The following is a 13054-nucleotide window of genomic DNA, read 5'->3' as shown; positions in this document are numbered from 1 at the left end:
ACGCGCTTGACATTTGGCGGTTGAATGTGGGCAATAAAAGGCACCGGAAAACAGGCCATAACGATTCGATAACCCCACGCTTCCCTGCGCGTTAGGGTCGGTGGCGTGAGAGACCGCATCGTCATCAAGGGCGCTCGTCAGCACAATCTCCGTGACATCTCTGTTGAGCTGCCCCGGGAGGCGCTCATCGTTTTCTCGGGTGTTTCCGGTTCGGGAAAGTCGAGCCTCGCTTTCGACACGATTTTCGCCGAGGGACAGCGCCGCTATGTGGAGTCACTTTCGGCGTACGCGCGGCAGTTCCTGGGGCAGCTGGACAAGCCGGACGTCGACGTCATCGAGGGGCTGTCGCCGGCCATCGCGATCGACCAGAAGACGACCGGCCGCAATCCGCGCTCCACCGTCGGCACGATCACCGAGGTGTACGACCATCTGCGGCTGCTGTACGCCCGTGTCGGCCGCCCCCACTGCCCCGAGTGCGACGAGCCGGTCAGCCGTCAGACGCCCCAGCGGATCGTGGACCGGCTCCTGGCCGAGGAGGAGGGCGTCCGTGTGCAGGTGCTGGCCCCGGTCGTGCGGGACCGCAAGGGTGAACACGCCGAGGTGTTCCGCCAGTTGCAGACGGACGGCTTCAGCCGGGTGCGGGTGGACGGGGTCGTCCTTCCCCTGAGCGCACCGCCGGCGCTCGACAGGGGCACGAAGCACTCCGTCGAGGTCGTGGTGGACCGGATCGCCCTCAAGGCAGGCGCCCGGCAGCGGCTGACCGAGTCGGTCGAGACCGCGCTGGGCCTCACGGGCGGTGTCGTCTGCGTCGACTTCGTGGACCTGGACGCCGCCGATCCCGCACGCGAGCTGCGGTTCTCGGAGAAGATGGCGTGCCCGCGCGGCCACGACCTCGGCCTGGAGACGCTGGAACCCCGGCTGTTCTCGTTCAACGCCCCCTGGGGTGCCTGCCCCGAGTGCACCGGCCTCGGCTCACGGACCGAGGTCGACCCCGGACTCCTCGTCCCGGACGAGGAGAAGTCCCTGGCCGAGGGCGCCATCGCGCCCTGGACCAACACCAGCGGCGCCGACTACTTCGCCCGGCTGCTCGACGCACTCGCCGCCGAGATCGGCTTCAGCACCGCGACTGCGTGGCGCGAACTGCCGGACGAGGTACGGCACATCGTGCTGTACGGCACGCCGCGGCAGCTGCACCTGACGTACCAGAACCGGTTCGGCCGCGACCGTTCCCACCTGACCCGGTACGAGGGGGTCGTCCCGCACGTCCAGCGGCGGTACGCGGAGGCCGAGGGCGAGGGCGCCCCGACGCGGTTCGCGGGCTATATGCGCGAGGTGCCCTGCTCGGCCTGCGGTGGTGCGCGGCTCAGGCCCGGGGTGCTCGCCGTGCGGGTGGGCGGGCGCGGCATAGCCGAGCTGACCGCGCTCCCCCTCGACCAACTCGGACAATTCATAAGCGACTTGGAGCTCCGGGGATGGGAGCGCCGGGTCGCGGAGGCCGTGCTCGCCGAGATCGACGAGCGGCTGCGGTTCCTCCTGGACGTCGGACTCCACTACCTGTCCCTGGACCGGCCCGCCGCGAGCCTGTCGGGCGGGGAGGCGCAGCGCATCCGGCTGGCCACACAGATCGGCGCCGGCCTGGTCGGGGTGCTGTACGTGCTGGACGAGCCGAGCATCGGGCTGCACCAGCGGGACAACCGGCGGCTGATCGAGACCCTGCTGCGGCTGCGCGACCGGGGCAACACCGTGATCGTGGTCGAACACGACGAGGACACCATGAAGGTGGCCGACTGGGTGGTGGACATCGGGCCGGGCGCCGGGGAGCACGGCGGGCACGTGGTGCACTCCGGAACGGTACGCGAACTCCTGGAGCACCCCACCTCGCTCACCGGGGCGTATCTGTCGGGCCGCCAGGGGATACCGCTGCCCCGGCAGCGCAGGCCGCGCACGGAGGGCCGGGAGCTCACGGTGCACGACGCGGCCGAGCACAACCTGAAGGACGTCACAGTGTCGTTCCCGCTCGGGCAGTTCGTCGCGGTCACCGGTGTCTCCGGCTCGGGCAAGTCGACGCTGGTGAACGACATCCTCCACACGGCGCTCGCCCAGCGGCTGCACCGCGCCCACAAGGTGCCGGGGCGGCATCGCACGATCACCGGTGTCGACGAGATCGACAAGGTGGTCCAGGTCGACCAGTCCCCCATCGGCCGCAGCCCGCGCTCCAACCCGGCGACGTACACGGGGGTCTTCGATCATCTGCGCAAGCTGTTCGCGGGGACCCCGGAGGCGAAGGTGCGCGGTTACCAGCCCGGCCGGTTCTCCTTCAACCTCAAGGGCGGCCGCTGCGACCACTGTTACGGCGACGGCACCATCAAGGTGGAGATGAACTTCCTGCCGGACGTGTACGTGCCGTGCGAGGTGTGCCACGGCGCCCAGTACAACCGGGAGACCCTGGAGGTCCACTACAAGGGCCGGTCCATCGCCGACGTCCTCGCCATGACCGTCGCGGAGAGCCTGGACTTCTTCGACGGGCACCAGATCATCTCCCGGCATCTTCGCACCCTGCACGACGTCGGGCTCGGCTACGTCAGGATCGGCCAGCCGGCGACGACCCTGTCCGGCGGCGAGGCGCAGCGCGTCAAAGTCGCCTCCGAACTCCAGCGCCGTACGCACGGACGCACCCTCTACGTACTCGACGAACCGACCACCGGACTGCACATCGACGATGTGCGCAGGCTGCTGGACGTGCTCCACCGGCTCGTCGACTCGGGCAACACGGTCGTCGTGATCGAGCACAACCTCGACGTCGTCAAGACGGCGGACTGGCTGATCGACATGGGCCCGGAGGGCGGCCACGGCGGCGGCACGGTCATCGCCGAGGGAACCCCCGAGCTGGTGGCGGCTCAACCGCACTCGTACACGGGGCAGTTCCTGCGTCCGCTGCTGGAGGTGGGGTGACGTGAGCGTGGTGGACAGCGTGATGGACACGGGCGCCCCGGTGGAGGAGCGGGAGGAGTTCCTGCTCGGGGACGACGAGAATGACGCGGCCGCCCCTCGGCCGGCCGCCGCGAGCGGGTCGGTGGACCCGGTGCGGGACTACCTCAGGCTCATCGCGCGGGTGCGCCTCCTCAGCGCCGAGCAGGAGGTGGAGCTGGCGAAACGCATCGAGGCGGGCCTGTACGCGGAGAAGCGGAGGGAGGAGGAGCCGGAGCTGGCGCCCTCGTTCCGGCGGGAACTCGCCCTGCTCGCCGAGGACGGGTGCCGCGCCAAGGCCCACCTCATCGAGGCGAACCTCCGGCTGGTCGTCTCGGTGGCGAAGCGGTACACGGGCCGCGGGCTGCTGTTCCTGGACCTGATCCAGGAGGGCAACACCGGTCTGATCCGCGCCGTCGAGAAGTTCGACTACGCCAAGGGATTCAAGTTCTCGACATACGCGACCTGGTGGATCCGGCAGGCCATCACGCGCGCGCTGGCCGACCAGGGGCGGACCATCCGTATTCCGGTCCACTTGGTGGAGGTCATCAACCGGGTGGCCAGGACGCGGCGCGAACTGCTCCATGAGCACGGCACGGAACCCTCGCCCCAGGAGCTGGCCGACAAGGCGGGCGTCTCCCTGGACAAGCTCACCGAACTCGACGGCTACACCCGGGAACCCGTCTCCCTGCACACCGCGCTGGGCGAGGAGGGCGACACCGAGTTCGGCGACCTGATCGAGGACGCCGACAGCGTGTCCCCCTGGGAGACGGTCACCTTCGTCCTGCTCCAGGAGACCATCCAGTCCCTCCTCGCGGACATGACGCCGCGGGAGGCCGGCATCATCTCCCTGCGGTTCGGGCTCTTCGGCGGCCGGGCCCGGACGCTGGAGGAGATCGGCCAGGTGTACGGCGTGACCCGTGAACGCATCCGCCAGATCGAGTCGAAGACGATGTCCAAGCTGCGTCATCCCTCGCGCTCGCAGGCGCTGCGGGACTATCTCGACGTCCTGTGACGCCGGTCGGTCACCCCGCGTCGAGAGCGAGCAGGTCGAGGGCCGGCTCCCAGGCGAACTCCGCTCGCCCGCCTTCCTGTTGGGGTTCACCGGAGTAGGGGTCGCCGATGCGGACGCCCATCTCGCGCAGCCGGACGAGGCTCGCCCGGTACGCGGGGTGGGCCGCCAGGGCGTCCGCCACACAGGGCAGGACGGCGATCGGGACGCCGAGCCCGTAGGCCTCGCAGAGGGTGCCGAGGGCGAGGGTGTCGGCGATGCCGGCCGCCCATTTATTGATCGTGTTGAACGTGGCGGGCGCGACGGCCACGGCGTCGGGCGCGGGAAAGGGGCGCGGGTCGCCCGGGGACCGCCAGGCGGAGCGTATGGGGCGGCCCGTCTGTGTCTCGACGGCGGCGGTGTCGAAGAAGCCGCGCACGGCGACCGGGGTGGCGATCACGCCGACGTCCCAGTTCCGTTCCTGCGCCGCCGTGATCAGCTTGCTGACGTCCGCGGCGATCCCGGCGGCGCAGACGACGACGTAGAGGAAGGGCTTCTCGGCCTGTTCGGTCATCCGGGAACCCTACTGAACCCGGGAACCCTACTGAACGGGGAACGACCGCCCGTGCTCCGCCTCCGGCCGCGGCCCGAAGATGCGCCGCTCCGTCGCCTCGATCGGGAGGTCGTTGATGCTGGCCTCGCGCCGGGTCATCAGCCCGTGTTCGTCGAACTCCCAGAGCTCGTTGCCGTAGGAACGCCACCACTGTCCGTCGGCGTCACGGCACTCGTACTGGAAGCGGACGGCGATGCGGTTGCCGTCGAAGGCCCACAGGTCCTTGCGCAGCGCGTACTCCCGCTCGCGCTCCCACTTCGCGGTGAGGAACGCGACGATCTCCGCGCGGCCGGTGAGGAAGGTGTCGCGGTTGCGCCAGACCGAGTCCTCCGAGTAGGCGAGCGCGACCTTCTGGGGGTCGCGGGTGTTCCAGGCGTCCTCGGCGGCCTGGACCTTCCGCGCGGCCGTCTCACGGGTGAACGGCGGCAGGGGCGGGCGGTCGGTCATGCTCACGTCCTTCCGGAGGCAACGGTGGCGACAGCGAGGGAGGCGACGGCAAGGGAAACGTACATGGACAGCGCGACAGCCCGCGAGCGGGCGCTGGACGCCGCCGGAGGAGCAGGCGTTCGGGGACTGCCTCGGTGCTGCCGGCCGGATGTGCGGTCCCCGGCAGCGCTCAGCGGGGCGCGGGAGCGGGGGCCGTGCTGTCGCGGACGACGAGCCGCACGGGGACGACGGGGTCGGTCCGTGGCCCGTCCGTGCCGTCGAGCCGGTCGAGGAGGAGCCGCAGGGAGCGGGTGCCGAGCTCGGTGAAGTCCGTGCGCACCGTGGTCAGCGGGGGCAGCAGATGGGCGGCCTCGGGGATGTCGTCGTACCCGACGACGCTCACCTCCTCGGGGACTCGGCGGCCCGCCTCGTGACAGGCGCGCAGGACGCCGAGTGCCATCTGGTCGTTGGACGCGAACACGGCTGTGACCTCGGGGCGCCGTGCCAGCCCCCGGCCCAGGGCGTAGCCGGAGTCGGCGCTCCAGTCGCCCAGGAGGGGCTCGGGGACCTCGGCTCGGGCCGCTGCGAGGGTCGCGTGCCAGCTCGCGAGCCTCTGCTCGGCCGACGTCCAGCCCGTGGGACCGGCGATGTGCCAGACAGTCGCGTGTCCGAGCCCGAGGAGGTGTGCGGTGGCGGCGCGCGCCCCGGCCCGGGAGTCCGCGCTGACCATGGGGGTGCCGTCCCCGAGGGCGTTGTCGAGTGTCACCAGAGGGGTGTCGAGCCGGGCCTCGGTCAGTGCCCGGCCCACCCGGCGCTGCGGGGCGATGGCGATCACGCCGTCCGCGCCCTCGGCGGACAGCCGGTCCACGGCACGGACCACGGTGTCCTTGTCGGCCGTGTCGAGGGCGATGGAGCTGACCAGGTAACCCGCCTCCTGGGCCGCCGTGTTGATGGCGGTCAGGGTGGAGGCCGGCCCGTAGCGGGCCGCGTCGAAGGAGATCACACCGAGCATGCGGGTCCTGCCGCTGGCCAGGGACCGGGCGCTGCGGCTGGGCCGGTAGCCGAGCGACCGCATGGCGTCGAGCACGGCCTCGCGGGTCTCGGCGCGGACCGCGGGATTGTCGTTGAGTACCCGGGAGACGGTCTGCTTGGAGACACCGGCCAGCCGCGCCACGTCGTCCATCACGGGCCGCGATCCGGCGAAGTTGCGCCTGCTGCGGCCCCTGGGGGCGGCGCCGTCCGTGGCGCTTCGGGTCATGGCGGCTGCTTCCTTCGGCTGCTTCCTTCGGCCTCGTGGCGACGGCCCGGCGGTTCCGTCCCGCCCGGCAGGCCCACAGGATAGGGCGGGCGGGCCGGGGCGGCGCCCAGGGCCTCACCCCGCACCCACCGACCAGGACCGTACGGTGATCCACTCGGCCCGCTCGACCGCGGCCACTGCCCCGTCGCCCGCCCCCTCGGGCACGTACACCCTGGCGTCGGCGTGCCGGGGCAGCACCCTCAGCCGCAGCCCTTCGGCACGCGGGGCCCCGGCGGGCAGCCGGTCGAGGCCGATGTCCCAGACGTGCCCGGCGTGGAACTGGTCGGCGACCAGCGTGTCCCCCACGTACGCGCGCGCCACGTCACCCGTCCAGTGGACGCGGAGCAGGGTTCCCGCCGGAAGGTCCTCCGCTACGTCGACGCGGTACTCGGCCGCAGTCGTCTCGAAGTACTTGTCGGCCGGCGCGCTCGCCCTGCCCATCACTCCCGTGACGGGCTCGGGTGCCTGCCCCGCGGGCCGGAGTCGCGTGACCCGTGCGGCGGTGACGTAGGGTCCATCGGTGGCATCGGACCCGTGGCCGGCCGGCACCGTGTAGCGGGTGAACACCCCGTCCTCCGTGGCCTGTACGTCCGCCCCGGCCACCACCGGTGCACGGGCCGGCGCGGGCAAGACGGCGAACGACAGCTCCGGGGACGGGCCGTGCACCCGTACCTCGTCGGCCACCTCGTCGAAGACGACCCCGTCGGCACACAGCACGAGCCGCTCGGCGCCCCATGCCACGCCCCGGTAGAGGGTGCGTGCCGTCGCCGCGTCGAGCACCAGCAGGCCGACGCGCCCGCCGTCCACGGTGTCCACCTCGACCAGGGCGTCGGTGCCGGGCCGCAGCCCGGTGATCAGGGTGCGGTCACCGAGCTGCGCGATGTCGCCGGAGGGGGTGCTGACCGATGTGAACGTGCCGGTGTCCAGGGCTAGTTCGGGGATGATGCCGTCGGTGGCGGCCAGCACCAGGACGGTTCGGCCCTCGTCGTCGACGGTGCACACGGGCTGCGCGGTGGCCCAGTCGAGCCGCAGACCGGCGACGTCGAGGCGCAGCGGCCAGCAGAAGTAGGCGCCCGAGGGCACGGTGACGGGTGTGCTGGGCAGAGCCAGCGGGGCAGCGGTGCCCGGGAGTTCGATGGTGAAGGTGGTCTCCGGATGGTCCGGCAGCGGCTCGTGCGGCTGGTGGTTGGTGACGAACAGGAAGCCCGAGCTGTCGTCGCCGCGCACGGCCCAGCGCAGCGTGTCCCGGTCGTGCTGGCCCGTCGGCACCCGCTCGGGGAGGACCGACTCCATGAACGCCATGCGATGGCCGAAGTCCGCCAGCAGCAGGTGCTGGAGGCGCAGTTCGTGGTACGAGGGCCGGTACTGGCCGTACTCGCCGAGCGGTGCCTGGAAGTCGTACGTGAGGACGGGCAGGTCGTTGGGGTAGCCGGTGGCGTGGGACTCCTGCAGGGGCGTCAGCTCCCCGGCGGGGTTGGTGCCGCCGTGGAACATGTAGTAGCCCTGCCACACCGATCCGCAGCCGATCTTGGTGAGGGCGAGCGCGCCGATGTCGGCGGCGTCGACGCGCGGCCGGCGGTGGTACGCGACAGCCATACCGCCGCCCAGCTCGCAGGTGGCCCAAGGGAAGCGCTCCGCGAGGGCCGCCGGGTCGGTGTCGCGCACGGATGTCGGGCGCAGGTCGGCACCGATGCCCTCGTCGTCGCGGTGGTGGGTGAAGAAGAAGTGCTTGCGGCAGGTGTCGGGCCAGCCGCCGTCGGCCTCGGTCCAGAACGCCTCCGGGTAGCCGCCGTACAGCGGGAACAGCTCGTCCGGCGGAAGTTGTACTCCGCCCCAGGCGGTCGACGTCCACAGCGGGGCACTCAGGCCGAGCTCCTGGGCCATGCGCCTCAGGGTGAGCAGATGGCCGGGCTGGTCGTAGAGCTCGTTCTCGATCTGGATCGCCACGACGGGCCCGCCGTGGGCGCGGTCGAGGCCGCGCAGCTGCTCCGCGACGGCCGCGTACCAGTGACGTACGGGCTCCAGGTAGGCCGGGTCGTCGGTGCGCGGCGTGCAGGGGCGGGCGAGGAGCCAGTCGGGCAGGCCGCCGCCCCGGACCTCAGCGTGGACCCAGGGCCCGATGCGGGGGACGAAGTCCAGTCCGTGGCGGGCGCACAACTCGGCGAAGCGGCGCAGGTCCAGATTCCCGTCGAAGCGGACGCGGCCCTCCACCTCCTCGTGGTGGATCCAGATGACGTAACTGGCGACCGCCGTCACCCCTCCCGCCTTCATCTTCAGCAACTCCTCCTCCCACTCCCCGGCGGGACAGCGGGAGTAGTGGAACTCGCCGGAGACGGGGAACCAGGGGCGGCCACCGCGGGTGAGCCAGCGGCTGGTCACCTCGATCGGGTCGGTTACTCCGGGCGCGTCGGCGAAGGGCAGGTGGCCGATGAGCGGGGGTGCGGAGGGCGCGGGGACACGGAGGCGGTGCGGGGGTGTCATCAGGGCTTCTCCTGGCCGGGATCGGGGAGCGGGCACGCGAAGCCCACCGATGTTACCGGTAACATTCAGCCGGTCAAGATCTCCTGCGCCGCCTTCCGGCCCTCGGGATGGCCGGGACCACAGCGGCGACTACTCGGAAGTGACGGTCGGTGCGAAGGCCCGGGCCACCGCGAGGCTGTCCTCGTACACGTGATGCCGTACGACCAGCCCGTCCTCGACGGTCAGGTGCAGGGCGAACGGGGCGCTGTAACGGCGCCCGGTGCCCTTGGCCGTCTGGCGGATCACGCCGAGGACGACCGCGTCGGCGCCGTCGACGAGGATCCGCTCGATCTCGGTGTCCGCCTCGCCGGGAACGTGGTTCTGGGCGAGTTCGCGGTAGTGGGCGGCGGCGTCGGCCCGCGTCGAGCGATGGCGGATCCACGGGGTCTCCGCGCGGCCGTGCTCGCTCTCGGGCCAGCTCAGACGCCAGTCGCCGCGCTCGGCGTACAGCTCGGCGACCCGCTCGGGGTCACCCTCCCCCATCCGGCGCAGCAACTCCTCGACCACGGCACGGGTGGACATGGGACGGCCTCCTGGTCTTCCGGTTCTCTCGGGTTCTTCGGATTCTTCGGGTTCTTCGGGTTCTTCGGGTTCTCTGCTGGTTCTTCCAGCCGTCGGCCCCAGCCCTCCGGGGCGGTCACCACCTTGCCGGAGCCGTTCGCGTTACGTCGATTACGCGAGAGGTAAGACTCGGCGCGGGACCGGGATGAATGATTCCCGGTGCGACTGTTGGTACTACTGAGAAGAACCAAGCAGCGACGATGGGACGGAAGTCATGCCACTTGAGGGCGAGTACGTGCCCAGCCCGACGGACTGGGTGCGCAAGCAGGTCGAGTTGTACGAGAGCACGGGCGGAACCGAGGGAACGACATTGCTGGACACGGGCATGCCCGTCATCATCCTCACCACGCGCGGCGCGAAGTCCGGCAAGATCCGCAAGACCCCGCTGATGCGCGTGGAGCACGAGGGCCGGTACGCGGTCGTGGCCTCTCTGGGCGGCGCGCCCCAGCATCCGGTCTGGTACCACAATGTCGTATCCGATCCTCACGTGGAGCTGCAGGACGGGCCCGTACGCCAGGACATGGCGGCGCGTGAGGTCACCGGGGACGAGAAGGCCCTGTGGTGGGAACGCGCCGTCGCCGCGTATCCGCCGTACGCGGACTACCAGAAGAAGACCGATCGGGTGATCCCCGTCTTCGTGCTGGAGCCGGTGGCCGGAGGCTGAGGAAAAGAGCACGAGAAAATCTTCGGTTCGGGAGGCATGGACCGACTCCCGCCGGGCATCCGTGCCTAAGGCCCCGCCGCGCTCCCCCGTCGCGGCGGGGCTTTCTGCTGCCCCAAGGCGTCCCGAGCGTGCCTCTGACGCGGAGGCGGGGTTGCAGAGGCCGGGCCGCGTACGCCTCGCGGTCCCGTGGCAACTCTCCGCACCCTCCACTCTCCGTCGGACCTCGGTTTGTGTGTTCCTCGTTCTGTTCGCTCCGGCCGGACTGCCCCGGTCGGCCTCGATCACGCCGAGGTACTGACCACGCTCACCAGGGGTACCCGTATCCGGACACACCAGGCGGTCGAAGGAGAGATCCAGGTGGCCAAGAAGAAGAAACTCCCGCTCGCCTACCAGCCCATCGGGTTCGCGCTCGGCTGGCTGAGCGGCGCCCTGGCCGGGATGGCGTTCCGCACGGCGTGGAAGGCGATCCGTCACGAGGACGACACGCCCGACGCGCTGGACGAGGACCGCGACTGGGGCGAGGTGCTGCTGGCCGCGGCCGTTCAGGGCGCCATCTTCGCGGTGGTCCGCAGCGCGTTGGACCGCGCGGGTGCGACGGTCATCGCGCACCGGACGGGGGTGTGGCCGTCGTCCGACAAGGAGGACCGGGACTGAGGAGAGCCGGGGTTGAGGAGGGCTGGGGTTGAGGGGGGCCGGGATTCAGGAGACCCGGCTCGGGGCCTCAGCCCTGTTTCGGTGCCGTGGGCCGTACGCGGCGCAGGGTGAAGGAGTGGCCGGCCGGGTCGGCGTAACCGCGCTCCTCGAACGGCCCCGCCGGCTCCTTGGTGTCCACGGGGCGCCCACCGAGGCCGACGATCTTGCGTTCGGCCTCGTCGAGGTCCTCGACGAGGAAGTCCAGGTGGACCTGGAGGGAGTGCTCCGGGCGCGGCCAGCTCGGCGGGGTGGCGTTCACGTCGCGGCGGAACGCCATGCGGGTGTCGGCGGCACCCTTGATCTCGACGCGGTTGGCGGTCGTGTCCGTCTCCTCGGCGTCGAGCAGTTCCTTGTAGAAGGCGGCGAGTTTCTCGGGCTCGGCGCAGTCCAGTACCACTACGCCTGCCTGTACCAGTGCCATCGTTCCTCCGTCGGTGTCCCGGGCGCGGGCGGCGGTCCGCCGTCGCCTGTGTGGTGCCGGGTACCCCGTTCCGGAGAATCAGTCGGCCAGCGGCCGCGCGAAAGGAGGGATGCGGAAGTACAGGTAGAGAGTGGCCGGTTGACGGATCGATGCCGGTCTTCGCGGCGAACCGTTCGTCGCCGTCCAACGCCCGTACGCCCTCTTCTGGCTCCGGCGCGCGCCCGGTCGTAGATCAGGCACGCAAGTTGCCGGACGACTCACCCCTCAAATCGAAGACATATGTCAATCGAACATGCTGAAATTCACTCCAACGAGGGTAACTTGCAGAGCAAGGAACGGTTTTGCCATCGCGGAGACCCCGGTGACACGTCAACGCCCACGTGACGTCGTCGTCCCGGCCCCCGGTGAGACTTGAGAGCCCTGCCATGAGGGAGCCGGATGGAGGCAATGTCGGTGCACGACGGTTCCGCGCAGCCGCTCCGGCATCTGCGCGTCCGCAAGGAGTACGGGCACACCGTGCTGGAGTTCCACGGCGAGATCGACATCCTCGCCTCGCTGGAGATCATCCCGTACCTGGACTCCGCGACCGCCCGCCCAGAGCCGCACATCGTGATCGACCTGCGGCCCGTCGAGTTCTTCGACTGCTCGGGGCTGCGTCTGCTGTACCGGGCCCGGCGCCGGGTCCTCGCCCGCGGCGGGCAGCTGCACCTGCTGTGCACCCACGAGCTGACCCTGCGCGTCCTCAAGGTGACCGGCCTCGCTCGCCTGCTGCCGCCGGCGGCCTCCCTGGAGGAGGCGCTGGCCCGTCCGGAAGCCGCCTCGGGCACCTTGTGAGCGGGCCCCCGGAACCGCTCACCGCGACAGCGTGTGCCGACCGCCCCCGGTCCGCCCGCCCCCGGTCCGCCTGACGCCGGGACGGATGCGGGTCCGCAGGTTCCCGTGCGGCGGGCGGACGGGACGCGTTCCCTGCCTACGCCGAACAGCGGTCGTGGTGGGCGTCCATCCGTACCAGTCACACCCCGGTGTATCCGCCCACCGGCCGGGGTCAGGATGTCGGCGGCCGCGCCCGGGCACCCGTGCGTGCCCCGAACAGGTGTCGACAAACCGCCAACTGGGCGTTCTGTCAAGGGATTTGGCGGGCAGTTGTGGAGACAGGAAGGAGGACTGTCGACATGACGACGTCCATCAAGCGCGCCCGTCACCTGCCCCGCTGGGCGAAGCTCCTGACTGTCCTCGTGGTGCTCGTCGCGGTCGTGCTCGCCGCGGTTCCACTGCTTGTCCTCGGAGGGCTGAAGGATGTGTTCGGCGAGGAGACGCACGACCGGTCCGGACCCGCGCTCCTCAAGTCCATCCAGGACATCAGCCGTTACGACGCCGCCACGGGCAACTTCCAGGTGGTGGTGGACCTGGAGAAGGACGCCAAGTACCTGCCCGACGCGATCCGCGGCACCCGCACCCTGTACGTGGGCGCGGGCACCGTCGACGCCTACGTCGACCTGGGGAAGGTGGGCGAGAACGACGTGACGGTGAACGAGGAACGCACCGCGGCCACGCTCCACCTGCCGCACGCCGCGCTCGGCAAGCCCGCACTCGACCCCGACCGCTCCTACGCCGTCTCCAAGCAGCGCGGGCTGCTCGACCGGATCGGCGACCTCTTCTCCGACAACCCCAACAGCGAACAGGCCGTCCAGAAGCTCGCGTCCCAGCACATCGGCGAGGCCGCCAGGGAGAGCCGCCTCACCGCCCGCGCCGAGTCCAACACCACCGGCATGCTCGAAGGGCTGCTCCGCTCACTCGGCTTCGAGGACGTGAAGGTGACGTACGGCGACGCCTGAGCCCGCCCAGGGCATCAGGGCGAGCGGCATCGGCGCACTCTTCGGGGGTAACCACCTTCAGTACAA

At 70.8% G+C, this 13054-nt stretch carries 11 protein-coding genes and 1 pseudogene; 6 read left to right on the top strand and 6 right to left on the bottom strand.

Translation table 11 applies throughout. From position 1 onward, the window contains the following. The first annotated feature begins 105 nt into the window (after positions 1-105). Positions 106-2952 (top strand): excinuclease ABC subunit UvrA, encoded by a 2847-nt coding sequence (uvrA, locus tag E0500_RS26285; protein ID WP_131570512.1) that lies wholly within the window; start codon positions 106-108, stop codon positions 2950-2952. A 4-nt stretch (positions 2953-2956) separates the two neighbouring features. Next, positions 2957-3982 (top strand): annotated as a pseudogene (locus E0500_RS26280) (RNA polymerase sigma factor); the annotation flags it as partial. A gap of 10 nt (positions 3983-3992) precedes the next feature. Here the strand turns inward: E0500_RS26280 and E0500_RS26275 are convergent. From E0500_RS26275 to E0500_RS26255, 5 genes are all read right to left on the bottom strand, one after another. Then, positions 3993-4532 carry a flavoprotein gene (locus E0500_RS26275; RefSeq protein ID WP_131570510.1) on the bottom strand — a complete coding sequence of 180 codons (540 nt, stop codon included), beginning with the start codon at positions 4530-4532 and terminating at the stop codon, positions 3993-3995. Positions 4533-4559: 27 nt separating this feature from the next. Continuing rightward, positions 4560-5018: a nuclear transport factor 2 family protein gene (locus E0500_RS26270; RefSeq protein WP_131570508.1), complete on the bottom strand. Its 459-nt coding sequence runs from the start codon at positions 5016-5018 to the stop codon at positions 4560-4562. 169 nt (positions 5019-5187) lie between these two features. Continuing rightward, entirely contained in the window at positions 5188-6255 is a 1068-nt protein-coding gene (locus E0500_RS26265) for a LacI family DNA-binding transcriptional regulator (protein WP_131570506.1), read from the bottom strand. Positions 6256-6369: 114 nt separating this feature from the next. Further along, entirely contained in the window at positions 6370-8775 is a 2406-nt protein-coding gene (locus E0500_RS26260; protein WP_131561704.1) for a beta-galactosidase, read from the bottom strand. Positions 8776-8904: 129 nt separating this feature from the next. Next, positions 8905-9336, bottom strand: coding sequence for a nuclear transport factor 2 family protein (locus E0500_RS26255; RefSeq protein WP_131561706.1), 432 nt, complete (start codon positions 9334-9336; stop codon positions 8905-8907). A 253-nt stretch (positions 9337-9589) separates the two neighbouring features. Between E0500_RS26255 and E0500_RS26250 the strand changes: the two genes are divergently transcribed. Beyond that, positions 9590-10039: a nitroreductase family deazaflavin-dependent oxidoreductase gene (locus E0500_RS26250; RefSeq protein WP_131561708.1), complete on the top strand. Its 450-nt coding sequence runs from the start codon at positions 9590-9592 to the stop codon at positions 10037-10039. 357 nt (positions 10040-10396) lie between these two features. Further along, positions 10397-10693: a DUF4235 domain-containing protein gene (locus E0500_RS26245; protein WP_131561710.1), complete on the top strand. Its 297-nt coding sequence runs from the start codon at positions 10397-10399 to the stop codon at positions 10691-10693. Between the two features lie 67 nt (positions 10694-10760). Here E0500_RS26245 and E0500_RS26240 read toward each other — a convergent pair whose 3' ends face one another. Next, entirely contained in the window at positions 10761-11153 is a 393-nt protein-coding gene (locus tag E0500_RS26240; protein WP_131561712.1) for a VOC family protein, read from the bottom strand. A 447-nt stretch (positions 11154-11600) separates the two neighbouring features. Between E0500_RS26240 and E0500_RS26235 the strand changes: the two genes are divergently transcribed. After that, positions 11601-11987: an anti-sigma factor antagonist gene (locus tag E0500_RS26235; protein WP_131561786.1), complete on the top strand. Its 387-nt coding sequence runs from the start codon at positions 11601-11603 to the stop codon at positions 11985-11987. A gap of 338 nt (positions 11988-12325) precedes the next feature. Further along, entirely contained in the window at positions 12326-12988 is a 663-nt protein-coding gene (locus E0500_RS26230) for a DUF4230 domain-containing protein (RefSeq protein ID WP_131561714.1), read from the top strand. Positions 12989-13054 lie beyond the last annotated feature (66 nt).

The organism is Streptomyces sp. KM273126 (assembly GCF_004337435.2).
Taxonomy (GTDB): domain Bacteria; phylum Actinomycetota; class Actinomycetes; order Streptomycetales; family Streptomycetaceae; genus Streptomyces; species Streptomyces acidicola.
The sequence above is the reverse complement of the archived record's forward strand: the minus strand, read 5'-3'. Positions and strand labels throughout refer to the sequence as shown.

Coding starts and splice junctions, on each gene's coding strand:
- E0500_RS26240 (WP_131561712.1), bottom strand. CDS start 11,153: ATGGCACTGGTACAGGCAGGCGTAGTGGTACTGGACTGCGCCGAGCCC.
- E0500_RS26275 (WP_131570510.1), bottom strand. CDS start 4,532: ATGACCGAACAGGCCGAGAAGCCCTTCCTCTACGTCGTCGTCTGCGCC.
- E0500_RS26265 (WP_131570506.1), bottom strand. CDS start 6,255: ATGACCCGAAGCGCCACGGACGGCGCCGCCCCCAGGGGCCGCAGCAGG.
- E0500_RS26270 (WP_131570508.1), bottom strand. CDS start 5,018: ATGACCGACCGCCCGCCCCTGCCGCCGTTCACCCGTGAGACGGCCGCG.
- E0500_RS26235 (WP_131561786.1), top strand. CDS start 11,601: ATGTCGGTGCACGACGGTTCCGCGCAGCCGCTCCGGCATCTGCGCGTC.
- E0500_RS26230 (WP_131561714.1), top strand. CDS start 12,326: ATGACGACGTCCATCAAGCGCGCCCGTCACCTGCCCCGCTGGGCGAAG.
- E0500_RS26250 (WP_131561708.1), top strand. CDS start 9,590: ATGCCACTTGAGGGCGAGTACGTGCCCAGCCCGACGGACTGGGTGCGC.
- E0500_RS26255 (WP_131561706.1), bottom strand. CDS start 9,336: ATGTCCACCCGTGCCGTGGTCGAGGAGTTGCTGCGCCGGATGGGGGAG.
- E0500_RS26260 (WP_131561704.1), bottom strand. CDS start 8,775: ATGACACCCCCGCACCGCCTCCGTGTCCCCGCGCCCTCCGCACCCCCG.